Annotated in this window: 21 protein-coding genes; 4 read left to right on the plus strand and 17 right to left on the minus strand. The window is 66.1% G+C overall.

The window, feature by feature from the left end; all coding sequences use genetic code 11:
- Positions 1 to 61 precede the first annotated feature (61 nt).
- The 6 genes from I6F24_RS03080 to I6F24_RS03105 all read right to left on the minus strand — a co-directional run bounded on the left by I6F24_RS03080 (position 62) and on the right by I6F24_RS03105 (position 6698).
- Complete coding sequence (locus I6F24_RS03080) at positions 62 to 1033, minus strand: oligopeptide/dipeptide ABC transporter ATP-binding protein (RefSeq protein ID WP_074447511.1); 972 nt, start codon at positions 1031 to 1033, stop codon at positions 62 to 64.
- Complete coding sequence (locus I6F24_RS03085; protein WP_036025921.1) at positions 1030 to 2022, minus strand: ABC transporter ATP-binding protein; 993 nt, start codon at positions 2020 to 2022, stop codon at positions 1030 to 1032. Before I6F24_RS03085 ends, I6F24_RS03080 begins: the two co-directional genes overlap by 4 nt.
- The gene (locus I6F24_RS03090) at positions 2019 to 2891 is read right to left on the minus strand and encodes an ABC transporter permease (protein WP_036004454.1); all 873 of its coding nucleotides are present in this window, start codon (positions 2889 to 2891) and stop codon (positions 2019 to 2021) included. The genes I6F24_RS03085 and I6F24_RS03090 overlap by 4 nt, the downstream gene beginning before the upstream one ends.
- Positions 2878 to 3828 carry an ABC transporter permease gene (locus I6F24_RS03095; protein ID WP_036025925.1) on the minus strand — a complete coding sequence of 317 codons (951 nt, stop codon included), beginning with the start codon at positions 3826 to 3828 and terminating at the stop codon, positions 2878 to 2880. The genes I6F24_RS03090 and I6F24_RS03095 overlap by 14 nt, the downstream gene beginning before the upstream one ends.
- A 7-nt stretch (positions 3829 to 3835) precedes the next feature.
- A complete protein-coding gene (locus I6F24_RS03100; RefSeq protein WP_109144553.1) occupies positions 3836 to 5371 on the minus strand; it encodes an ABC transporter substrate-binding protein in 1536 nt (511 codons plus the stop codon).
- A gap of 130 nt (positions 5372 to 5501) precedes the next feature.
- Positions 5502 to 6698: a CoA transferase gene (locus I6F24_RS03105; RefSeq protein ID WP_036025930.1), complete on the minus strand. Its 1197-nt coding sequence runs from the start codon at positions 6696 to 6698 to the stop codon at positions 5502 to 5504.
- 191 nt (positions 6699 to 6889) lie between these two features.
- Between I6F24_RS03105 and glgA the strand changes: the two genes are divergently transcribed.
- Positions 6890 to 8305: a glycogen synthase GlgA gene (glgA, locus tag I6F24_RS03110; protein WP_036004476.1), complete on the plus strand. Its 1416-nt coding sequence runs from the start codon at positions 6890 to 6892 to the stop codon at positions 8303 to 8305.
- A gap of 141 nt (positions 8306 to 8446) precedes the next feature.
- Here the strand turns inward: glgA and I6F24_RS03115 are convergent, their stop codons facing one another.
- The 3 genes from I6F24_RS03115 to I6F24_RS03125 all read right to left on the minus strand — a co-directional run bounded on the left by I6F24_RS03115 (position 8447) and on the right by I6F24_RS03125 (position 11513).
- Positions 8447 to 9394, minus strand: a complete 948-nt coding sequence (locus I6F24_RS03115) for an oxygenase MpaB family protein (protein WP_225149947.1) — start codon at positions 9392 to 9394, stop codon at positions 8447 to 8449.
- 90 nt (positions 9395 to 9484) lie between these two features.
- Positions 9485 to 10630: a patatin-like phospholipase family protein gene (locus tag I6F24_RS03120; protein WP_225146133.1), complete on the minus strand. Its 1146-nt coding sequence runs from the start codon at positions 10628 to 10630 to the stop codon at positions 9485 to 9487.
- Positions 10631 to 10688: 58 nt separating this feature from the next.
- Entirely contained in the window at positions 10689 to 11513 is an 825-nt protein-coding gene (locus I6F24_RS03125; RefSeq protein WP_225149948.1) for a 3-hydroxybutyrate dehydrogenase, read from the minus strand.
- 180 nt (positions 11514 to 11693) lie between these two features.
- On the opposite strand from I6F24_RS03125, the gene I6F24_RS03130 reads away from it, so the two are divergent.
- Positions 11694 to 12581 carry a LysR family transcriptional regulator gene (locus I6F24_RS03130; RefSeq protein WP_225149949.1) on the plus strand — a complete coding sequence of 296 codons (888 nt, stop codon included), beginning with the start codon at positions 11694 to 11696 and terminating at the stop codon, positions 12579 to 12581.
- Positions 12582 to 12766: 185 nt separating this feature from the next.
- Here I6F24_RS03130 and I6F24_RS03135 read toward each other — a convergent pair whose 3' ends face one another.
- Positions 12767 to 13483: a peroxiredoxin-like family protein gene (locus I6F24_RS03135; RefSeq protein WP_225112672.1), complete on the minus strand. Its 717-nt coding sequence runs from the start codon at positions 13481 to 13483 to the stop codon at positions 12767 to 12769.
- A gap of 273 nt (positions 13484 to 13756) precedes the next feature.
- Here I6F24_RS03135 and I6F24_RS03140 point away from each other — a divergent pair, with 273 nt between their 5' ends.
- Together I6F24_RS03140 and I6F24_RS03145 are read left to right on the plus strand one after the other, a co-directional pair.
- Positions 13757 to 14236, plus strand: a complete 480-nt coding sequence (locus I6F24_RS03140; RefSeq protein ID WP_225149950.1) for a cupin domain-containing protein — start codon at positions 13757 to 13759, stop codon at positions 14234 to 14236.
- A gap of 220 nt (positions 14237 to 14456) precedes the next feature.
- Positions 14457 to 15659: an MFS transporter gene (locus I6F24_RS03145; RefSeq protein ID WP_225149951.1), complete on the plus strand. Its 1203-nt coding sequence runs from the start codon at positions 14457 to 14459 to the stop codon at positions 15657 to 15659.
- On the opposite strand, the gene ccoS is transcribed toward I6F24_RS03145, so the two are convergent.
- From ccoS to ccoO, 7 genes are all read right to left on the minus strand, one after another.
- Positions 15656 to 15823, minus strand: a complete 168-nt coding sequence (gene ccoS / locus I6F24_RS03150) for a cbb3-type cytochrome oxidase assembly protein CcoS (RefSeq protein WP_008550618.1) — start codon at positions 15821 to 15823, stop codon at positions 15656 to 15658. The two genes, I6F24_RS03145 and ccoS, sit on opposite strands and share 4 nt — an antisense overlap.
- A complete protein-coding gene (locus tag I6F24_RS03155) occupies positions 15823 to 18012 on the minus strand; it encodes a cation-translocating P-type ATPase (protein WP_225149952.1) in 2190 nt (729 codons plus the stop codon). The genes ccoS and I6F24_RS03155 overlap by 1 nt, the downstream gene beginning before the upstream one ends.
- An 11-nt stretch (positions 18013 to 18023) precedes the next feature.
- Positions 18024 to 18509, minus strand: coding sequence for a FixH family protein (locus I6F24_RS03160; RefSeq protein WP_057026793.1), 486 nt, complete (start codon positions 18507 to 18509; stop codon positions 18024 to 18026).
- Between the two features lie 15 nt (positions 18510 to 18524).
- The gene (gene ccoG / locus I6F24_RS03165; RefSeq protein WP_036037795.1) at positions 18525 to 19991 is read right to left on the minus strand and encodes a cytochrome c oxidase accessory protein CcoG; all 1467 of its coding nucleotides are present in this window, start codon (positions 19989 to 19991) and stop codon (positions 18525 to 18527) included.
- A gap of 121 nt (positions 19992 to 20112) precedes the next feature.
- A complete protein-coding gene (gene ccoP, locus I6F24_RS03170; protein WP_225143672.1) occupies positions 20113 to 20988 on the minus strand; it encodes a cytochrome-c oxidase, cbb3-type subunit III in 876 nt (291 codons plus the stop codon).
- Positions 20989 to 20994: 6 nt separating this feature from the next.
- On the minus strand, positions 20995 to 21159 hold the full coding sequence (locus I6F24_RS03175) for a cbb3-type cytochrome c oxidase subunit 3 (RefSeq protein WP_025034779.1): 165 nt from the start codon (positions 21157 to 21159) through the stop codon (positions 20995 to 20997).
- A gap of 13 nt (positions 21160 to 21172) precedes the next feature.
- Positions 21173 to 21907: a cytochrome-c oxidase, cbb3-type subunit II gene (gene ccoO, locus I6F24_RS03180; RefSeq protein ID WP_036025943.1), complete on the minus strand. Its 735-nt coding sequence runs from the start codon at positions 21905 to 21907 to the stop codon at positions 21173 to 21175.
- Between the last annotated feature and the right edge of the window lie 4 nt (positions 21908 to 21911).

The raw sequence follows: 21911 nt of genomic DNA on the forward strand, positions 1-21911 counted from the left end.
ATGCTTCTTGTTGTCGCGCCACCATGCCATGGTCGGCGCGACCAGACAAACCGGTCTTAGTTCAGGCCAGCGGATGATGGCAAGCCGCGAACTGGCCGGGTGCGACCTGGCGCAACTCCGGTATCTCCGCGCTGCAACGCTGATCCGCGCGCGGGCAGCGGGTGCGGAAGCGGCAACCGGACGGCGGCGCAATCGGCGATGGCGGCTCGCCGGCCGCCACACTTTCGGCGGGTCGCACGTCCGGATCCGGCACCGGGATCGCCTGCAACAGCAGCGCGGTGTAGGGATGCGCAGGCCGCGCGAACAATTGCTCGGAGGGGGCGACCTCGCAGAGCCGGCCGAGATACATCACCGCGACGCGGTCGCTGACCGCTTTGACCACCGCGAGGTCGTGCGCGATGAACAGCAGCGTCAGACCGAAGCGCGCCTTCATCTCCTCCAGCAGGTTGAGGATCTGCGCGCGAATGGAGACGTCGAGGGCCGACACCGGCTCGTCGCAGACGATGAACTCCGGGTTGAGCACCAGCGAGCGCGCGATACAGATGCGCTGGCACTGGCCGCCGGAGAATTCGTGCGGCAGGCGGGTCGCCACGAGATCGGGGTCGAGCCCGACCGCGGAGAGCACCTCGTGAACGCGCCGTTTGCGCTCGGCGGCATCCTTGATCCCGGCGATGATCAGCGGCTCGGCGACGATGTCGCCGATGCGCCGGCGCGGATTGAGCGAAGCAATCGGATCCTGGAAGATCAGCTGCACGCGGCGGCGCATCCGGCGCAGCGCCTCGCCCTCCATCGCGGTGAGGTCCTCGCCGTCGAACATCACGCGGCCGGACTTGGCGCGGCGCAGTTGCAGCACCGCGCGCCCGAGCGTCGACTTGCCGCAGCCGGATTCGCCGACCAGCCCAAGCGTCTCGCCGCGCGCGACCTGGAGGCTGACACCGGAAACGGCATGAACAATCTTGTTGCCGAGGCCGTATTCGACCACGAGATTGTCGACGTTGAGAAGCGGCGCGGGGCGCGCGGCAAGCTGCATCATGCCTCGATCCCCTCCGTCATCCGGATCGGATGGAAGCAGGCATAGAGATGTCCCGACACCTCTGCGCTGGTCAGGACCGGTTTGGCCTCCTGACAGCGCCCGCCGGCATAACTGCAGCGCGGCGCGAAGGAGCAGCCCTTCAGCGGGCGCGTCGGATCGGGTGGACGGCCCGAGATCGCCGGCAGCGGCGTATGCGGCGCGGTATCGAGCTTCGGGATCGCCGCCAGCAGTGCCTCGGTGTAGGGCATGTGCATGCGCTTGAACAAGGCTTGCGTCGGCGCGCGCTCCACCACCCGGCCGGCATACATCACCGCGACCTCGTCGGCCCGGCCGGCGACGACGCCGAGATCGTGGGTGATGATGATCATCGCCATGTGGCGGCGGCGCTGCTCGCGCGCGAGCAGATCGAGGATCTGCGCCTGGATGGTGACGTCGAGCGCGGTGGTCGGCTCGTCCGCGATCAGGAGCTTCGGCTCGCAGGACAGTGCGATCGCAATCGCGATGCGCTGGCGCATGCCGCCGGAGCATTGATGCGGATATTGCGCGAGCCGCTGCTCCGGGGCGGGAATGCCGACGGCGGCGAGCAGCTCGATGCTGCGGGCCTTCGCGGCGGGAGCGTCAAGCTCGAGGTGCTCCTGGATCGTCTCCATCAGCTGCGTGCCGATGGTGAGCACAGGGTTGAGCGAGGTCATGGGGTCCTGGAATACGACCGCGAGGTCGCGCCCGCGCAGCCGCCGCAGGCTTTCAGGCTCGAGCCGCACCAGATCCTCGCCGTCGAACATCACCCGGCCCGTCAGCTTCGCCTTCTTCGGCAGCAGCTGCAGCACGGCGCGCGAGAGCATGGTCTTGCCGCAACCGGATTCACCGACGATTCCGAGCGTGCGGCCGGCCTGCAGCGAAAGGTCGACGTGATCGACCGCGCGCAGGTTTCCGCGCGGGGTCGGCAGCTCGACCGCGACATCCTCGATGGCCAGGAGCGGCGCGGTCACAGTGCCCCCTGACGTGGGTCGGTGAGAGCCCGCAAGGTGTCGCCGACGAGGTTGAACGCCAGCACCGTCGCAAACAGTGCTGCCGCCGGCAGAAAGGCGAGGCGCGGCGCGACGTCCAGACTGTCACGTCCCTCCCCGATCATGCTGCCCCAGCTCGGCATCGGCGGCGGCACGCCGAGGCCGAGGAAGGACAGCGCGCCCTCGACCACGATGGTGACCGCGACGCCGAGCAGGAAGAAGGCGAGCAGCGGCAGGATGACGTTCGGCAGCAGCTCGCGCAGCAGGATGCGCGCATGGCTAGCCCCTAACGCCTCGGCAGCGATCACGAACTCGCGCCGCGCCAGCGTCAGCGTCGCCGCGCGCGCCACGCGCATGAAAGCGGGAATGCCGAGCACGCCGAGGACAATAGTGAGGTTGGGGACCGACTGCCCGAGATAGGCGACCACCGCGAGCGCGAAGATCAGCGGCGGAAAGGCGAGCAACACATCCATGCTGCCGACCACCAGCGTCTCGAACCGGCCGCGGAAATAGCCGGCCAGCAGGCCGAGCGCGCCGCCGATGACGAGGCCGATCATGGGCGCGATCAGCCCGACCGTTAGCGACACCCGCGCACCAAAGATCAGCCGGGCGAGCTCGTCGCGGCCGAGCCCGTCGGTGCCGAGCCAATGTTCCCCGGAGAAGGCGGCGCGCCGTTCCAGCATGTCCATATCGGTCGGGTTCTGCAGCGGCAGCACCGGCGCCAGGATCGCTAGCGAAAGGATGATCGCAACCCAGGCGCTTGCGATCCAGAACAACAGGCCGAGCTTGGGCTTGCGGCCGACCGGCGCAGCTACCTCCTCGTCCTGGATCGACAGCTCAAGCGTGGCCATGGCGGATCCTGGGGTCGAGCACGGCATAGAGCATGTCGACGATGAAGTTGACGATGACGAAGCCGCAGGCGACCAGCAGCACCACGCCCTGGAGAATGACGAGGTCCCGGGTGTAGATCGCCCCGACCAGCAGCCGGCCGATGCCGGGCAGCGCGAAGATCGTTTCCACGATCAGCGTGCCGCCGAGCAGGCGACCGATATTGATGCCCGTCACCGTCACCAGGGTCAGCGAAGAAGGCTTTAGCGCATGCACCAACAGGATGCGCGATGGCTTGAGACCCTTTGCTTTCGCCAGCGCGATATAGTCCTCCTGCAACGTCGCGATCATGTCGGAGCGCAGCACCCGCATGATGCCCGGCCATTCCGCCAGCGCCAGCGTCAGCGCCGGCAGCACGAAGAAGCGCAAATTGGCCAGCGGCGCCTCGGTGAACGGCACATAGCCGGTCGCCGGCAGCCAGCGCAGCTCGACCGCGAACAGATAGATCAGCAGGATCGCAGTCAGGAACGACGGCATCGACAGCATCGCGAAAGCGCTGCCGGTCATGAAGCGGTCGAACGCACCGCCGGCGCGCGCGGCACAGGCGATCGCAACGGGAACACCGATCAGGAGCCCGATGAACTCGGCCATCAGCATCAGCTGCAGCGAGACCGGGATGCGCTCGGCCACCGCCTGCAGCACCGTCTGCCCGGTGCGAAACGAGCGGCCGAGATCGCCCTGCACCACGTGGCCGAGCCAGCTCAGGTAACGCCACCACAGCGGCTGGTCGAGTCCCATGTCGCGGCGCAGCGCCGCGACGTTCTCCGGCGTTGCCTGATCGCCCAGGATGACGAGCGCGAGATCGCCCGGCAGCAGCGAGGCGATCAGGAACGTCAGCAACGAGACGGCGAGCAGGACCGGCAGCATGGCAAGCAGCCGCCGCGCGACGAAGTTCAGCATCGCGCGGTCATTCCAGCCAGGTGGTCGAGACGTCGATCACGCCGTTGTAGATCTTCGGAAAGCCCTTCAGCTTGGCGCTGGACAGCGCGTAATAGGTATTCTGGAAGGTCCAGAACCAGATCGCCTCCTTGTTGATCAGACGGCTGATGGCGCAATAATCCTCGGTGCGCTGGCCGATGTCGGCGGTGACGCGCGCATGGTCCAGAAGCTTGTCGAGCTCGGGGTTCGCGTATCCGGCGAGCGCCAGCGGGCTGCCGCTGCGGAAATTCGCGTACATCTGCGGATCGGGATCGGCGAGATCGACGATGCGCCACGGCGTCAGCTGGAACTGCCGGGTGAAGGCGCGCGTCGGAATCGTGGCCTGGTCGACCTGCTCGATCTCCATGTTGGCGCCGACGCGCTTCCAGAATTGCTGCAGCACTTGGCCGACCATGCGGCCGCGCGGCGTCGCCGTCACCAGCATCTTGAACTCGACCGGCTTGCCGTACTCCTTGATCAGCGCCTTGGCCTTCTCAACGTCGAACGGCAGCGCCCCGTCGTCCTTGCACTTGACCCAGGAGCCGTCGCCGTAAGGATTGCTCGCGGGCCGGCTCAGGCCGTTGCTGATCGCTTGCGACATCTTGGGACGGTCGATCGCCATCACCAGGGCCTGCCGCACCCTCACGTCATCGAACGGCGCCACCTTGGTGTTGAAGGCGTAGACCTGCGCGCCCGAGCCCTTGTAGGTGTGCACGGTGAGCTTGGGGTCCTTCTGCGCCCTCATGATGTTGTCGGCGTCGTTCTCGTCATCCCAGATGATGTCGGCCTCGCCCGATTGCAGCGAGGCAAAGCGCGACTGCGCGTCGGGCAGCGGCTTCAGGACGATGCGGTCGAGATACGGGCGACCCTTGTCCCAGTAGTTCGGGTTCTTCTCCAGCACCATGCGGTCGCCGGCGGTCCATGATTTCAGGATGTACGGGCCGGTGCCGACGGGATTGCGGTTGTAATCGTCGCCCTTGGTCTTCCAGGCGGTCGGCGAATGGATGACGTTGTTCTGGCTCTGGATGGTGATCGTCGCCGGCAGGTTCACGGAAGGATCGGTGAGATTATAGACGATTGTGTATTCGTCCGGCGCCAGCACCTCCTTGACGTTGGTGATGTAGAAGGCGCAGCGGCACTTGTTGGCGGGGTCCTTCTGCCGGTCGAAATTCTCCTTGAAGGCCTGCGCATTGAACGGCGTGCCGTCGTGGAATTTGACGCCTTCGCGGAGCTTGAAGGTCCAGGTCTTGTAGTCCTCGGAATGGCTCCAGGACACCGCGAGCTTCGGCGCGGCCTCGCCCTTGTCATTCAGCGTCGTCAGCGTGTCGAAGATCGCGGCGGCAGCGGTGAAGGTCGAGGTGTCGTAGACGCCGACCTTGAGCGGATCGAAGCCTGCGATCTCCAGCTCCTGACCGACGGTGATGCTGCCGCCCGATTTCTGCGCCTGCGCTGGCGTAGCCAGTGCAAATGCCGCAACGAGGAAAATAGGCACGCGCCTGCGTGCCAAGGCCGCCGCGTTCGTCATGGTTCCTCCCGGGATCCCTCGTCCGATGTTTCGGATCGTGAATGACTCGGAGGCGAGCTTGGCGACAAATGCCCGCCTCGGCAAGAGGAACGAACGAGAGTTCGAACGCCGCATGTGGCGGCGATGAGACTCAGGATGTCGCGGCCGTTTTGCCTGGCGGAATTGCCGTACCGTCCGCAAGGCCGATCTCCTGGCGCAACGCGTCGGTGTGCTCCCCGAGCACGGACACGGTCTTGGCCGGCGCCGTGTCAGCCCCCGACATCCGAAACGGCAGGTTGAGCACCTGGAACGAGCCGCCCTCGTCCCGCACCTCGGAGAGTGCCTGGCGGTGCGCAAGCTGCGGATCGGCCAAGGCCTCGGACACGCTGCGATAGGCCGAGGCCGGCACGCCGGCAGCGCCAAGCACGCGCAAGCACGCATCGGTCGAAAGCTGCCGCGACCAGATTTCGACGCCGTCCATCAGCTCGGCCCAGTTCGCGCGGCGCGCGGCATAGGTGGCGAAGCGTGGATCGGAGACCCAGTCCGGGCGGCCGATCACCCCCATCAGGGCCTGGAACGTCTTCTCGCTGGCGATCGTGATCATGACGTAGCCGCTTGCCGTCTCGGTCGGTCCGAACATCGGGCGTGGCGGCGGCGGCACCGCGAATTGCGAGCTCTGCAGCTCGGTCAGCGTCAGCGACAGCATGGTTTCCAGCATGGAGACGTCGATGTGCTGGCCGGCGCCCGTCACGCTGCGTTGATAGAGCGCCGACGCGATCGCGCCAAAACCATATGTCCCGGTGACGACGTCGGCGTGGTAGATACCGCAATAATCGGGACGGTTGCGGCCCGGCTGGTAGGCGAGATGGGCCATGTCATAGCCCGAGGCCGCGTGGATCACCGGGGCGTAGGCCGGCAGCTCGGCCGAAGGGCCGGTCTGGCCATAGCCCGAGATCGAGCAGTAGATCAGCCTCGGGTTGACCTGACGCAGGCTGTCATAGTCGAGCCGAAGGCGGCGCATCACGCCGGGACGGAAGTTCTCGACCAGAATATCCGACGTCGCGGCCAGCCGGCGCACCGCCTCCTTGCCGTCCTCGGACTTGAGGTCGAGTACCACGCTCTTCTTGCCGACATTGAGCTGGCCGAACGCGGTGCTGCAGCCGTTGCGGAGGGGAGGCCGGGTCCGCATCGTCTCGCCGCCATCGGTCTCGATCTTGATGACCTCGGCACCCATGTCGGCGAGCATCCGCGTGCAATGGGGCCCGGCGATGGTGGTCGAAAAATCCAGCACCCGCAGGCCCGCGAAGGCCTTTGTCGTCGTCCCCTCATGCTTATCTGCTAGCTGCATGCCTGCCTGCGCCCTTGAACTCGTGGAACCATCGAAGATCTTTGTTGTTGATGCGGCGACCCTAGAGGGCGGCGGCTGAGTAGGAAAGTGTTTACCGAACAGACGTGCCGCGTGGGCGGGCTTTGGATTTCCAGCACAACTGGACCCGTTCTTGCATAGCAGCAAGCGGGGTCGAAAGAGGGCGGTTGTTCTTGAGGGTCTTGTTCGTCACCACGGAGATGGACGACTTCGTCCGCGTCGGCGGACTGGGCGCCGTTTCCGCCGCCCTCCCCCGCGCACTTCGCTCCTTCGCCGATATCCGGATCATGCTGCCCGGCTATCGCGACATCATCGAGCAACTCACGCATATTCAGGTCGTTGGCCGCTGTCCCGCATTCGCGGAGATGCCGGCCTGCTCGCTCGGCCGTGCCGCGACCAAGGACGGCCTGCCGGTCTATGTGCTGTTGTGCTCGCAGCTCTACGACCGACCGGGCAACCCCTATGGCGACGAGCTCGGGCGCGATTGGCCCGACAACGACATCCGCTTCGCGCGCTTGGCCTCGGCCGCGGCTGAGCTCGCCATGGGCAAGCTGGACAAGAATTGGGCAGCAGACCTGATCCATGCCAACGATTGGCAGGCCTCGCTGGTGCCGGCCTATCTCGCCTGGCAGGGCGCCAAGCTGCCGTCCATCCTGACCATCCATAACCTCGCCTATCAGGGCCTCTTCCCGAAGGACTCGTTGCGGCGGATCGGCGCACCGGAGAGCTCCTTCCACATCGACGGCGTCGAGTTCTACGATCAGGTCTCCTTCCTCAAGGCGGGCCTCGTCTACGCCTCGCACCTCACCACGGTCAGCGGCACCTATGCGCGGGAGATCACCACGGCCGAATTCGGCTGTGGCCTCGAGGGCCTGCTCCGCCTGCGCTCGGACGCCGCCGAGCTCACCGGCATCCTCAACGGCATCGACGAGAGCTGGGACCCGCGCTCCTGCGCCCAGCTCGCCCAGCAATTCGGCGCCGGCGACTGGGTCGGCAAGAAGGCCAACGCGGACTACGTCCGCAAGCAGTTCGGGCTGGCGGTCTCGCGCGGGCCGATGTTCGGCATCGTCGCGCGGCTCGTGCACCAGAAGGGGATCGACCTCGTGCTGTCGGCGGCGGACGAGATCGTCGATGCCGGCGGGCAGATCGTGGTCACCGGCTCCGGCGAGCCGGCGCTTGAGCAGGCCTTGATCGACGCGCACCGCCGCCGCCCCGACTCCATCGGAGTTGCGATCGGCTTCAACGACGCCCAGGCGCGGCGGATCTTCGCCGGCAGCGACTTCACCTTGATGCCGTCGCGGTTCGAGCCGTGCGGGCTCAGCCAGATGTACGCCCAGCGCTTCGGCTCGCTGCCGATCGGTCACCAGACCGGCGGCCTCGCCGAGACCATCAGCGACGGCGAGACCGGCTTCCTGTTCTCGAGGCCGTCGCGCGAGTCCTTCCTCGGCGGCGTGCGGCGCGCCTTCTCGGCCTTCATGGCCCACGACCAGCTCGATACGATGCGCCGCAGCGCCATGGGGCGCTCGTTCTCCTGGAGCATCTCGGCCGGCAGCTACAGCGCGCTGTACCGCAAGCTGGCGTCGGTGTGAGGCACCGCTGTCATTCCGGGGCGCGCCGTTTGGCGCGAGCCCGGAATCCATCGTGCGGCCGGAACGCTCGGAGAAATGGATTCCGGGCTCGCGCTCCGCGCGCCCCGGAATGACAAGCTGCAACGAGCTTGCCTCGAGTCCCTATTTCCCGCGCACATCCATCTGCGGACGGCCGATCCAGGCGCGATTAAGACACCGCGTCATCCAGTCGGGCCGCGCTTCGCCCCGCAGCCGCGCCTGCGCTTCCTGGTAGGGACCGACATAGCGCAGCCGGCCAGGCAATTTCGGATAGACGCGCCGGATCCACCGCAGCGCGTGATCGGCGGATCGGATCGCACGCGCGTCGAGCTCGAAGCCGAAGCCCGCGCGCAAGCGCTCGGGCAGCATGCTCGCGGTGAGCGCGCAATACCAGCGCGGCGGCCGCAGCCACGGGCGCGCGCCGCTGAATATCTGCGCGGCGATCTCGCGCGCCGCAGGGCCAACGGTCAGCGTCTCCGACTGCGCCATTGCCTTGGTGTAGGCGACGAAGCCGGACCAGTCCGCCGGCAAATCATCCCCCTTTAATCCGAACAGGGCGCCGTACAGCCTGGCCTCGCTCCAATAGCGATCGCGCTCCTCCGCCGAGAGTGGCGGCAGCACCAGATCATGTGCCATAAGCGCGGTCTCGACCAGCGTGGCGTGGACCCAGCGCAGCGCGGGGATGTCGTTGGCGCAGTAGCGCGAGCCGGCCGCGAACGGCCCCACGGTCTCGGGCATCTCGCCGACGATCATGCTGTGACGCCGATGTAGCTGCCGGGACGACAGCAGCGCCCGGTCCAGCGAACCGAACACCATCGTAAAGACGATGTCGAAGGTGCGATGGAAGCGGCCGATCGGATCGGCAAGGGTGCGCGAATGCTCGGCGATCGCCGCCGCCACCCAGGGATGGGCCAGTTGCAGCAGCAGCGCACGGCCGGCGCCGAGAAAGAGCACGGCCTCCCGGTCGATCTGCCAGGTCAGTGAGGCCGGACCGAATACGCCCGCGACCGGTCCCGCCGCGTTGGCACGCAGCGTCTCGAGCGACTCCTCCAGATGTTTCTCAGCGACCAATTGCAAGCCTCGCGACGAAGATACGGCGACCATACTCCGGACCGCGCGCCTGCAAAATCGTCGTCGTGCGAGGCTATGACGGACAGAGCCTCACTCCGCCGCCATCGGCATCTCGTCCATATGCTCGTGCAGCACGACGCCGGCGAGCGGATCGAATTCGCCGACCCAGGGCTTGCGCGCCAGCACCGATTTCGTGTGCGCATAGCCGGCGTGCCAGCGCCGCGTGATCCCGGACGGACTGAAGTCGATATCCTTGGTATGGGTCTCGTGCTCGAGCTGCGGCGCCAGCAGACGCACCACATGCATGCGGGTCGGGCAGCCGTAGCTCGTCAGTTCCCTCACCGCGGGATCGTTGCGCTCGCTCTCGGGCAGCCGCGCCGCGAGCTGGTTAATGACGTGGCGCAGACGATGGGCCTGCTGCTGTCGCACGATCTGGCTGGCGATGCGGCTGGAATATTGCACGTCCTTGTGCCGGTTCAGCACCTCCGCCATCGTGGTCGGCTCCGGCCCGACCGGATTCCACAGATGCACGGAGAAGATCAGCGAGTTCCTGCGTGGATTGTCGTCGAACACGGCTTCGGTCGGCGTGTTCGACAGGATGCCGCCGTCCCAATAGAGCTCGCCGTCGATGCGCACGGCGGGGAAAGCCGGCGGCAGCGCGCCCGAAGCCATCACATGCTTCACCGTCAGCTCGCCGTCGCGGCTGTCGAAATAGCGCATTTCGCTGGTGCCGACATGAGCCGCACCGACCGTCAGACGCGGCGCGCAGCGGTTGGCGAGATCAAAATCGACGAGCTCGCTCAGCGTCTTCTCCAGCGGCGCGGTCGAATAATAGCCGGCGTAATCGGCGCCCAGCGGATAGGAATCGCCGGCATGGGCCAGCGGATTGGGCCGGAAGAAACCGGCAATGCCGTGGGTCACGGTCGACCAATAGGCCAGCTTCTCGTTGAAGCCGGGAAACGCGGCTCGCCAGTCCCAGACCGGCTTCTGCTCCATCCGTTTCCAGAACTCCCGCAAGCGCGCGAGCCGGTGCTCGGGCGCGTTGCCGGCGATGAGGCTCGCATTGATCGCACCGATCGAGGTGCCGATGATCCAGTCCGGCTCGATGCCGGCTTCGTGCAAGGCCTGGTAGACCCCCGCCTGGTACGAGCCGAGCGCGCCGCCGCCCTGAAGCACGAGCACGACCTGACCCGGCAGGTCGTGCTGCTTATGCTGAGAATTGTCCTGCGTGCCCATGTCTCGCTCCTGGTGAGCTTGCACTGTTCGAGTATTCGACTTGCTGCGCCGGCCCATGTCAATGCGCGGTCCAACCGCCGTCGACCGGCAGCGCAACGCCGGTGATCGAGGCCGCCGCGTCCGTCGACAGGAACACCGCGAGTGCGCCGAGCTCCTCGACCGCAACAAAGCGCTTGTTCGGCTGTTGCGCCAGCAGCACGTCGCGGATCACCTGATCGCGGGAGATGCCATGGGCCTTGGCCTGGCCGTCGATCTGCGCCTCGACCAGCGGCGTATGGACATAACCAGGGCAGATTGCGTTGCAGGTGATGCCCTGCTCCGCCGTCTCCAGCGCCGTCACCTTGGTGAGGCCGACGATGCCATGCTTGGCGGTGACATAGGCTGCCTTGAACGGCGAACCGACCAGGCCGTGCGTGGAGGCAATGTTGATGATCCGGCCGAAACCGTGCTGCCGCATTGCCGGCAAGGCCAACCGCGTGGTGTGGAAGGCCGAGGACAGGTTGGTTGCGAGGATCTGGTCCCACTTCTCGACCGGAAACTGGTCGAGCGGCGCGACATGCTGGATGCCGGCGTTGTTGACCAAGATGTCCACCCGGCCGGATTGGGCCACCGTCGCCGCGATCATCTCGGCGATCGATTTCGGCCTCGTCATGTCCGCCGGCGAATAGCTGGCCTTGACGCCGAACTCGGCGGCGATCTGCTCGCGCGTCCGGCCGATCTCGCTGGCGACACCAAGGCCATTGAGCACGATGTCGGCGCCCGAGGCGGCGAGGGCCCGCGCGATACCGAGACCGATGCCGCTGGTCGACCCGGTGACAAGCGCCACCTTGCCGGCAAGCACGCGTGATGAAGCGGACGTCTGCGTCTTGATGGGAATATTCATGATCCAGACCTCTTCTCAGCGCGACACCGCGCCAGGCTGGAGCGAAATGTGCGGGATCTCCGGGATTTGCGGAAATGCCGGTTGGCTTCCGAGTCGATACGTCCGCGCTATCGCAGGCGGGATGTCATTTTTCGCCCTGATCGGCTAGATTTCCGGTCGATTTTTGCTGGGAGCCGATCCATGGAAATGCACCAGGTCCGCTATTTCCTCGCGGTGGCGCAGCTCTTGAACTTCACGCGCGCGGCCGAGGAATGCAACGTCACGCAGCCCTCGCTGACGCGAGCGATCAAGCAGCTCGAGGCCGAGCTGGGCGGCGACCTGTTCCGCCGCGAACGCCCCGCCGCGCAATTGACTGAGCTCGGCCAGCGCATGCATCCACTCCTGAAGCAGTGCTATGACGCGGCCATCGGCGCGCGCTCGCTCGCCTCCTCGTTCAGGAGCGGAGAGATCGGTGCGCTCCGCATTGCGCTGACGCATTCGATCGACCTCGCTTTGCTGATTCCGCATCTCAACGAGATCAAGCGGCAGTTCAACCGGCTCGAATTCCGCTTTCTGCGCGGCTCGGGCCGGGAGGTCGGCGACTTCCTGAAGAAGGGCGAAGCCGAGCTCGGCATTGCTGCCGAGATCGACGAGGCCTGGGACCGGCTGGATGTCTGGCCGCTGTTCACCGAGAGCTTCGAGCTCGTCGTCGGCGACGGGCACCGGCTGGCCGGCCGCAGCTCGGTCGAACTGGACGATCTGCGATCGGAGCTGCTGCTGAGCCGAACTTTCTGCGAGCACGCGCGCCGCATCTCCGCGAGCCTGCGCGAGCACGGCATCGACATCGAACAGGGTCATGAGGTCTCGAACGAGCGCGATTTGATCGAGCTGGTCGAGGCCGAGATGGGCGTCGCCATGGTGCCGCACACCTCGCCCGTGCCGGCGCGGCTGACCCGCGCCGCGGTCACGGGGCTGGACGCCCGCCGCACCGTCAATCTCTATGGGGTCGCCGGCCGGCAACGCACCGCCGTGGGCAACGCCGTGATGCGCATGCTGCGCGGCGCCGACTGGCGCGAGATCGCGGGGTAGTCTTTACAGTGTCGACCGCCCTTCCCCTCTCCCCCTGTGGGAGAGGGTGGCTCGCCGCATAGCGGCGAGACGGGTGAGGGGTATCTCTCCGCGACTCCAATCCTCTTTTGTGATTGCGGAGGCAACCCCTCATCCGGCGCTTCGCGCCACCTTCTCCCACAAGGGGAGAAGGAAGAAAGCGTAGCTCAATTCTCCTGGCTCGCGCGCTCCAGCGCTTCGATCAGATCCTCGATCTCCATGCGCTTGCGGAAATCCGGATCGACAAAGCGGGCTTTCACGATGCCGTCGCGTCCGACCAGGAACACGGCCGGGATCGGCAGCATCCAGCCGTCATTGCCGTGGAATTTCGCCATGTCCTGATAGGACAGCAATTGCTGGATCTCGGCACCTAACCAGATCGCGAGGTCGAGCGACAGCGCATAGCCGTTGTCGAGATCCGTCAGGATCGGAAACGGCGCGCCGGATTCGGCCTTGAGCTGCCCGGTATATTCCTGCGTCTCCGGCACGATCGCGACAACCTGCGCCCCCATCGCCTTGATGCGGTCCAGCGCCTGGACCACGGCGCGGACATTGAGCCGGCAATAGGGACACCAATGGCCGCGGAAGAACATCACCGCGACGGGGCCTCCCTCCAGCAGCGAGGGCAGCGACACGAGACGGCCACCCTCGTCGGGCAGCATGAACGGCGGCATCGGGTCGCCCGGCCGCGGCGCGGTCTCGCCGCCGCCGTTGTCGCTCAATCGCGCGACCAGGCGATCGACCGCCTCGCCATAGGCCGGAAAGACCTCGCGGCTGGCATCTGCATAGGCGCGGAGCTGTTCGTTCAGCGTGCTGTCCATGTCGCGGCAGCGCTGGAACGCGAGCCTGAGCTGTTCGGCATCGGCTGGCGAGAGAGACGTCATCTTCCTGCTCCGGCTTCCTTGCGGGCGAATATTAGTTTCCCGGTTCGTCCGCCCGCAAGGGGCGACCGCAATCGGGCGTGCTGGCATCGGACGCCGGATGCTGCGAAAGCGGAAATGCCGATGCCCAATCGGTTCGATAGCTGCCGCCTATCGGCATAGCGCGGGGCTATCGCATCGAAAGCAAGCCGGCATTTCAACATGGAAAAGGTCTCGACGAAGCTCCTGCCATAGCCCGCGGCCATCAGGGCTCGCGGCCAACAGAGGAGACTTTCCATGTCTAGCCATCTCACAATGTCGCGCGTGGTTTGGACAGGCGTTGCCGTTCTCGGCGCGCTGACATTTGCGACGCCGGTTTTCGCCGGCGAATGTCCGGCCGGCAAGACCAAGCCGAATGCGCAGCCGATGGTCGACTACAAGCCTGTCGGCGTTACCGACGTGACGCTCGGCGCGATCGATCTCGGCAAGCAGCCCGCCCGTATTGAGGGCCGCGAGCTGCGCTTCCGCAAGCTGACCATCGAGCCCGGCGGCATCGTGCCCTGGCACAGCCATGACGACCGTCCGGCCCTGATCTTCGTGCAGCAGGGCAAGATCGTCGAATACGCCTCCAACTGCGTCGACCCGATCGTGCACAAGGCCGGCGACATCCGCCCCGAAGTCCACGGCACCTCGCACTGGTGGAAGAACCTCGGCAAGGAGACCGTCATTCTCTATGTCGGCGACGTCCGCAAGGATCCCAACGACCGCCATATGTAATTCCGTGCGGCCATCCTTCGAGACGCCCGCTTCAGGCGGGCTCCTCAGGATGAGGACGGAGTGTGCGGCAGCAGCCTCGGCGGCCACGATGTCGCTTAGCCTCATCCTGAGGAGACCGCCACCGGGTCCGCGCAGAGCGCGGCCCAATGACAGGCTCCGCGGTCGTCTCGAAGGACGAGGCGCGCTCGGGGCATGCCAGGGCATGAGGGAGCGCAACGACATGACCGATCTTTCCGCATCGATCAAACCGACCGCGACGACGATGAATGCGCATTCCCCTGGCTTCGCGTTTCGCTCGCTCGTGATCGGCCTCACCGCATTCCTGACGGTCGTCGATCTCTTCGCGACGCAGGCGATCCTGCCCTCGCTGACACGGCACTACGGCGTCACACCCGCGGCAATGGGCTTTGCCGTCAATGCCAGCACCTTCGGCATGGCCGCAGCCAGCCTCGTCGTCGGCTTCTTCAGCCCGCGCATCGACCGGCGAACGGGCATCCTGCTCAGCCTGGCCCTGCTTGCGGTCCCCACCAGCCTGCTAGCTGTCGCGCCCACTCTTGCCGTCTTCACCGCGTTGCGGGTCGCGCAGGGCCTGTGCATGGCGTCCGCCTTCGCGCTCACCCTCGCCTATCTCGGCGAGCAATGCAGCGCCATGGACGCCGGCGGCGCCTTTGCCGCCTACATCACCGGCAATGTCGCCAGCAATCTCGTCGGCCGGCTGATCTCGGCCGCATTGGCCGATGGCCTCGGCCTCGCCTGGAACTTCTACTTCTTCGCGGCGCTCAATCTTACCGGCGCAGCGCTGGTCTATTTCACCGTCAACCGCGTGCGGCCGATGCATGCGATGATGCCGGCGGCTGCGCCGCTCGCCGCCACCATCGCGCATTGGCGCAATCCGCAGCTGCGCGCCTCTTTCGGCATCGGCTTCTGCATCCTGTTCGCCTTCATCGGTACCTTCACCTACGTCAATTTCGTGCTGGTGCGGCCGCCGCTGTCGCTCGGCATGATGGATCTCGGCCTCGTCTATTTCGTCTTCCTGCCGTCGATCGTCACGACGCTTCTGGCCGGCAGGGTGGCGGCCCGGCTGGGAACGCGGCCCACGATCTGGGGCGCGCTCGCTGTTGCCGGGCTCGGCCTGCCCTTGATGCTGTCGCCGCGTCTGGGCGAAGTGCTCGCCGGCATGGTCCTGGTCGGGGTCGGCACATTCTTCGCACAGGCCGCCGCGACGGGTTTCGTCGGACAGGCCGCAGCCGACAATCGCGGCATCGCCAGCGGGATCTATCTTACGTGTTACTTCTGCGGCGGACTGGTCGGCACCGCCGTGCTCGGGCGCCTGTTCGACGCTTTCGGATGGCAGGCGTGCGTATTCGGCGTGGGCGCGGCGCTCGCTGCCGCAGCCCTGCTTACATTCGCCCTGAAACGCTAGCGCTTGGCCGGCGCTTCCTGCGGCGGCTCGTCGTCGGCGATCGCGCGCCAGGCGGCGCCGTCGAGATCGTCGTACTGGCCGCTCCTGAGCGACCACAGGAAAGCGACGAGACCGGCACCTCCGAGCATCAATGCCAGCGGGACCAGGATGACCAGTATCTCCATTACACGATCTCCCGCGAGGCGCTGCGGGCGCGCAGCGAGTTCAGCATCACCAGGATCGACGATCCGCTCATGGCGGCAGCGGCGATCAGGGGCGTCACGACGCCGCTGATCGCAACCGGCACCGCGAGCACATTGTAGCCGATCGCAAGCCAGAGGTTCTGCCGCATCAAATGCAGCGCCTTGCGCGAGGCGTCGATGGCGACGACGACGGGAGCCAGCGGCCGGCCGAGGAAGACGAGATCGGCGGTGGCCTGGCTGAGATGCGCGGCCGAGATCGGCGACATCGAGACATGGGCCGCGGCGAGTGAGGGCGCATCGTTCATGCCGTCGCCGACCATCAGCACTTTCGCGCCGCGCCGCTTCAGCTCCTCGATCCGCGCGATCTTGTCGGCCGGGGTGACGCCGGCGCGCCATTCGGGGATGTCGAGCGCATGCGCCGCCGCCTTCACGGCCGGCTCGCGATCGCCGGACAGGATCTCGACGCCGATGTTACGCGCCTTCAGAGCCGCGATCACCGCCTTGGCATCGGGTCGCAAGCCCTGGCGAACCGAGAGGATGAATTTTTCGCTGCCCTTGCTGAACGCGACGATGGAAGCTTCGGGATCGACCAAGGCGCTGCCGACCAGCGCCTCGGCACCGCAGAAGGAGGGACGGCCGAGGCGAAGCTCGAGGCCGTCGACGGTCGCACGGACACCCTGCCCGGCCTCCTCCACCGCACTGAGGATCGGAGACTTCGCACCGGCAGCTTGCGCGACGGCGGCAGCCACCGGGTGATGGCTCGACAGTGCGAGCCGGCCGGCGAGTTCGAAGACATCGGCGGGAATGTCGGCGGCATTCATCACTTCGAGCTCGGGCAGCGTCAGCGTGCCGGTCTTGTCAAAGATCACATGGTCGGCTTCAGCCAGCCGCTCGATCGCATCGCCCGCATTGAGCAGCACACCGGCCTTGAACATCGCGCCCGAGGCCACCGTCTGCACCGTCGGGATCGCAAGCCCTAGGGCGCAGGGACAGGTGATGATCAGCACGGCGACGCCGGTCACGATCGCATCGTGCCAGCTCGCACCGGCGAGGACCCATCCGAGAATGGTCAGGAGCGCGGTCGCATGCACCACCGGCGCATAGAGCCGCGAGGCCCGGTCGGCAAGGCGCATGTAGCGCGAGCGCGCCTGGAGCGCGTTGTCGAGCAGCCGCGTGATCTCGGCGAGCAGCGTCGCCTCGGAGGCGGCCGAGACTCGCACCCGCAAGCTGCCGGAGATGTTCATCGATCCCGCATAGACCGGCGTGCCCTGCTCGGCCGTGACATAGAGCGTCTCGCCGGTGATCAGGCTCTGGTCGATCTCGGAACGCCCTTCGATCACGGTGCCGTCGACCGCGCAGCGCTCGCCGGGCCGGAGCAGCACGATGTCGCCCGGATTGATCGCCGCCACCGGCACCTGCGAGATCTCGTCAGGCCCGATGAACTTCGCGGCCGTCTCAGCCTTCAGCGCGGCGAGATTGCCGGCGACCGCACGGGTCCGCCGCCGCATGTTCTGGTCGAGGAAGCGGCCGACCAGGAGGAAGGTCAGCAGCATGATCGCGGCGTCGAAATAGGCATGCTCGGCGTGGTGGATGGTCTCGACCACGGACATGCCGAGCGCCAGGATCACGCCGATCGAAATCGGCACGTCCATGTTGGTGGTCTTGGCCGACAGAGCGCGCCAGGCCGAGCGGAAGAACGGCTGGCCGGCATAGGCCGCCGCCGGCAGCGCGATCAGCGCCGACAGCCAGTGGAAGAAGTCGCGCTGCTCCGGCAGCATGTCCGAGACGTTGCCGGACCACACCGGGATCGACAGCATCATCACGTTCATGGTGGCGAACGCGGCGACCCCGAGGCAGCGCAGCAGGAAGCGGGATTCGGCGACCTCGGCCACCTCCGCGCTCTCGGTCTCGAACGGATAGGCCTTGTAGCCGAGCTCCTCGAGCCGATCGATGAAGCGGCCGGGGTCGAGCGTACCCGCCTTCCATTCCAGCGCAACGCGGCGGTCGGTGAGGTTGACGCGGGCCAGGGTGACGTCGGGGATGGCCGAGAGCCCGCGCTCGATCTTGGCCATGCAGCCGGCGCAGTGAACGCCCTCGACGGCGAGATCGATGTGCCGGAGGCCCTCGCCCGCATCGCGGACGTAGTGAGAGAAATCGCGCGTGACCTGCATGACGGAATCCTTCAGTTCAGGATCACGCGGTTGCGCGACATGAACACGCGCGTCCCCCGCGCCTCGCCCTCGATCACCAGGTCCCATTGGCCCGGCGCGACGGACGCCGCATTGCCGCGATAGAGGCCGATGCCGGCTTCGCTGAGCTCGACGGCGAGGTCGGCGCGCTTGTCGGTCGGCCGCTCCAGCCGGCCGCCGAACTTCAGCCCGGAGATCGGCTGGCCGCCGGCGTCGCGGGCCTCGACCTGGACCGAGGCGCCGCCGTCGTTGCGGCGCTCGACATGGGCGTTGACCTTCCACTTCCGCGCGGCCTGGTCCTGCGCCGCCGAGATCTCGCGATCGTAGACGAGGCCCGCGGCATAGGGGCTGTCGACGTCGGTGCCGGGCAGCGTTGCGATGGCGAGCTTCATCATGGTGGCATTGACGCCGATCACGAGGCCGAAGAAAGCGACCAGCATCAGGAAGACCTTGGTTCCGGTCAGCGGCTTGGATGACATGGTGGTCTCCTGATCTTACGGCGCGACAAAATTGTCGGTGGCGCTCGCGGCGACGCCGAGCCCGATGTCCATGACGTGGAAGCGGACCGGAATCGATTTCTCCGGATTGTTTTCGGCCGGCGCGGTGACCAGCAGCCGCAGCTCGCTGGTCGCATCGCGCGGGATCACGATGATCGGACGGTCCGGCGTGACCGAATCGATGCCGACGACGTGCATCGTGGGGTTCACGGGCCCCTCGACGTCGATCGCGATGACGCGGTCGTAGCCGCTCTTGTTCAGCAGCCGCACCGTATAGGCGTTGCGGATCGAGCCGTCGCTCAGCTTGACCGCGACCGGGTTGCGGTCGTGCAGCACGTTGACGTCGAGCAGGCTGCGGGTCGCCAGCGTATAGATCATGAAGCCGCCGACGGCCGCGATAATGGCACTATAGACGACGGTGCGAGGCCGGACGATCCGGTAGATCGGCGCCTTGCCTTCCTGGCGGCGATGGATGTTGATGTCGTTGTCGTAGCCGATCAGCCGCTTCGGCCGGCCGATCTTTGTCATCACGTTGTCGCATGCGTCGATGCAGAGGCCGCACTGGATGCATTCCATCTGCGGCCCGTTGCGGATGTCGATGCCGGTCGGGCAGACCGCGACGCATTGGTAGCAGTCGACGCAATCGCCGACCTGCTGGCCGAGGGCGCGCAGCTCGGCGGCCTTTTTCACCGAGGTGCGCTTCTCGCCGCGGTCATAGCGATAGGTGACGTTGAGCGCCCATTCGTCGGTGAGTGCGGCCTGAATGCGCGGCCACGGACACATATAGGTGCAGACCTGCTCGCGCATGAAGCCGGCGAGCAGATAGGTCGTCGCGGTGAGGATGCCGATCCAGATATAGGCGAGCATCGGCCCCTGGAAGGTGACGAGCTCCTTCACCAGGGTCGGCGCGTCGTTGAAATAGAGCACCCAGGCGCCGCCGGTCCACCAGGCGATCATGAGCCAGATCGAATGCTTGAGCACGATCTCGGAGATGCGCTCCAGCTTCATCGGATCGGACGATTTGTCCTTCTTCATCCGCTCGCGCCGGTCGCCCTCGATCAGGCGTTCGACCGCGTAGAACAGGTCGGTCCACACCGTCTGCGGACAGAGATAGCCGCACCAGATCCGCCCGCCGATGGAGTTCATCAGGAACAGCGCCACCGCGGCGACGATCAACAGGCCCGTGAAGTAATAGACCTCCTGCGGCCACAGCTCGATGAAGAAGAAATAGAAGCGGCTGTTGGGAAGATCGATCAGCACCGCCTGGCTCGGCGCACCGAGACCGCGATTCCAGCGCACGAAGGGCAGGAAGTAGTAGACGCCGAGGCAGAATGCCATCAGGCCCCATTTGATCCGGCGGAAAGTACCGGAGACGCTCTGGGGATAGACCTTCTTGCGGGCCGCATAGAGCGGCCCGACGTCGTCCGCGGGCTTCAGTTCGTTCGGATTGACGGTCTTGTTCATCGCCTCGAGCTTCTTCAAAGGTGCGATTAAACCTAGACCCGGCACCGCCGCGCGGGTTGATCCAACGCAAACGGGGGCGCTTTTCTTCGCCCCCGCCGGAAGTCGTCGGTCGCGGATCGGCCTATTTGCCGCCGCCGAGCGAGTGGACGTAGACCGCCATCGCCTTGATGGTGGCGGGATCGAGCCGGCCTTCCCAGGCCGGCATCACGCCGGCGCGGCCCTGGCCGATGGTCTCGATCAGGCTCGCCTCGTCGGAGCCGTAGAGCCAGATCTTGTCGGTCAGATCAGGTGCGCCCATCTCCTGGTTGCCCTTGCCGGCGTCGCCGTGGCAGGCGGCGCAATTCTCCGCAAAGATCTTCTGGCCCTTGGCGGCGTCATAGCCGTTGCGGGTCGACAGGCCCGACAGCGACCGCACGTAATTGGCGGCGGTGACGATCTCGTCGCCCTTCAGCACGCCATCCTTGCCGAAGGCGAGCATCTGCCCCTCATGGGTCTTGGCATGGCCCGACCGCACGCCGAACTGGATGGTCTGCATGATCTGGTCGAGCGAGCCGCCCCACAGCCATTCGTCGTCGTTCAGGTTGGGATAGCCCTTGGACCCCGTCGCCCCCGTGCCGTGGCACGGCGCGCAATTGTCGCCGAACACCGTCTTGCCCTTGGCGCGCGCAAGCGCCAGCAGAGCCGGATCCTTCTGGATGTCGGCGAGCGAGGCCGAGCCCAGCGCCGCCATCTTGTCACCCCGGATCTTCTCGAGGTTGGCGAGCTCGACCGCGACGTCGGCGCGCGAGGAATAGCCGAACAGGCCGGTGGTGTTGCTTTGGATCAGCGGCCAGGCCGGATAGACGATCCAGTAGCCGATCGACCAGACGATGGTGAGATAGAAGGTGATCACCCACCACCGCGGCAGCGGCGTGTTGAGCTCCTTGATGCCGTCCCACTCGTGTCCGGTCGTGGACTTGCCGGAGACGGAATCGATGTCGCTAGAATGATCGGTCATGTTTTCTCACTCCTCCCGCAAGGGCAGGTGCGCTGCCTTGTCGAACGCAGCCTTGTTACGGGGCCAAAATGCGTAGGCGATGATCGCGAGAAAGATCGCGACGAACACCGGTGTCCAGATCGTCGTCACGAGATCGGACGCAAGATTATGGACGGTCAGGATGGCTTTCATCGTTCATGCCTTCTCAGCGAAGATTGGCTTTCTCGTTGTAGATCTTGAAGTCGACCAGCGTGCCGAGCATCTGCAGGTACGCGACCAGCGCGTCCATCTCGGTCGGCGTGCCGGTCTTGCCGTCGAAATTGCGTACGACGGCCTTGGCGTAGCGCTTGGTGAAGGCGTCGGTGCCGGCATTGTCCGGATCGGCCTGGGCCTTCAGGTCGGCGGCGGCATTGGCGAGCTGCTCGTCGCTATAGGGCACGCCGACGGTCCTGAGGGTGCGCATGTCGCCGGCGATCGCATCCGGGTCGATCTCGGCCTTGCTGAGGAACGGATAGCCGGGCATCACGGACTGCGGCACGATCGCGCGCGGGTTGGCCAGATGGGTGACGTGCCACTCGTCGGAATATTTGGCGCCGACACGGGCGAGATCCGGGCCGGTGCGCTTGGAGCCCCACTGGAACGGGTGATCGTACATGCTCTCGGCGGCGAGCGAGAAATGGCCGTAGCGCTCGACCTCGTCGCGCAAGGGCCGGACCATCTGCGAATGGCAGAGATAGCAGCCCTCGCGGACATAGACGTTGCGCCCCGCCAGCTCCAGCGGCGTGTAGGGCCTGACCCCATCGACCTTCTCGATCGTGCTCTTGAGGTAGAACAGCGGAGTGATCTCGACGAGACCACCGACCGCGACCACCAGCAGGATGCCGACAATCAGGATGATCGAGTTCTTTTCGAAGATTTGGTGACGTGTCCAGAACGACATTGCT

The organism is Bradyrhizobium sp. BRP23 (assembly GCF_020194135.1).
GTDB classification, from domain to species: domain Bacteria; phylum Pseudomonadota; class Alphaproteobacteria; order Rhizobiales; family Xanthobacteraceae; genus Bradyrhizobium; species Bradyrhizobium yuanmingense.

What these genes read in the sequence shown, in the direction of transcription:
- I6F24_RS03080 (WP_074447511.1), bottom strand. Translation starts at nt 1,033, where the DNA reads ATGATGCAGCTTGCCGCGCGCCCCGCGCCGCTTCTCAACGTCGACAAT.
- I6F24_RS03090 (WP_036004454.1), bottom strand. Translation starts at nt 2,891, where the DNA reads ATGGCCACGCTTGAGCTGTCGATCCAGGACGAGGAGGTAGCTGCGCCG.
- I6F24_RS03095 (WP_036025925.1), bottom strand. Translation starts at nt 3,828, where the DNA reads ATGCTGAACTTCGTCGCGCGGCGGCTGCTTGCCATGCTGCCGGTCCTG.
- I6F24_RS03100 (WP_109144553.1), bottom strand. Translation starts at nt 5,371, where the DNA reads ATGACGAACGCGGCGGCCTTGGCACGCAGGCGCGTGCCTATTTTCCTC.
- I6F24_RS03105 (WP_036025930.1), bottom strand. Translation starts at nt 6,698, where the DNA reads ATGCAGCTAGCAGATAAGCATGAGGGGACGACGACAAAGGCCTTCGCG.
- I6F24_RS03120 (WP_225146133.1), bottom strand. Translation starts at nt 10,630, where the DNA reads ATGGGCACGCAGGACAATTCTCAGCATAAGCAGCACGACCTGCCGGGT.
- I6F24_RS03125 (WP_225149948.1), bottom strand. Translation starts at nt 11,513, where the DNA reads ATGAATATTCCCATCAAGACGCAGACGTCCGCTTCATCACGCGTGCTT.
- I6F24_RS03130 (WP_225149949.1), top strand. Translation starts at nt 11,694, where the DNA reads ATGGAAATGCACCAGGTCCGCTATTTCCTCGCGGTGGCGCAGCTCTTG.
- I6F24_RS03135 (WP_225112672.1), bottom strand. Translation starts at nt 13,483, where the DNA reads ATGACGTCTCTCTCGCCAGCCGATGCCGAACAGCTCAGGCTCGCGTTC.
- I6F24_RS03140 (WP_225149950.1), top strand. Translation starts at nt 13,757, where the DNA reads ATGTCTAGCCATCTCACAATGTCGCGCGTGGTTTGGACAGGCGTTGCC.
- I6F24_RS03145 (WP_225149951.1), top strand. Translation starts at nt 14,457, where the DNA reads ATGACCGATCTTTCCGCATCGATCAAACCGACCGCGACGACGATGAAT.
- ccoS (WP_008550618.1), bottom strand. Translation starts at nt 15,823, where the DNA reads ATGGAGATACTGGTCATCCTGGTCCCGCTGGCATTGATGCTCGGAGGT.
- I6F24_RS03155 (WP_225149952.1), bottom strand. Translation starts at nt 18,012, where the DNA reads ATGCAGGTCACGCGCGATTTCTCTCACTACGTCCGCGATGCGGGCGAG.
- I6F24_RS03160 (WP_057026793.1), bottom strand. Translation starts at nt 18,509, where the DNA reads ATGTCATCCAAGCCGCTGACCGGAACCAAGGTCTTCCTGATGCTGGTC.
- ccoG (WP_036037795.1), bottom strand. Translation starts at nt 19,991, where the DNA reads ATGAACAAGACCGTCAATCCGAACGAACTGAAGCCCGCGGACGACGTC.
- ccoP (WP_225143672.1), bottom strand. Translation starts at nt 20,988, where the DNA reads ATGACCGATCATTCTAGCGACATCGATTCCGTCTCCGGCAAGTCCACG.
- I6F24_RS03175 (WP_025034779.1), bottom strand. Translation starts at nt 21,159, where the DNA reads ATGAAAGCCATCCTGACCGTCCATAATCTTGCGTCCGATCTCGTGACG.
- ccoO (WP_036025943.1), bottom strand. Translation starts at nt 21,907, where the DNA reads ATGTCGTTCTGGACACGTCACCAAATCTTCGAAAAGAACTCGATCATC.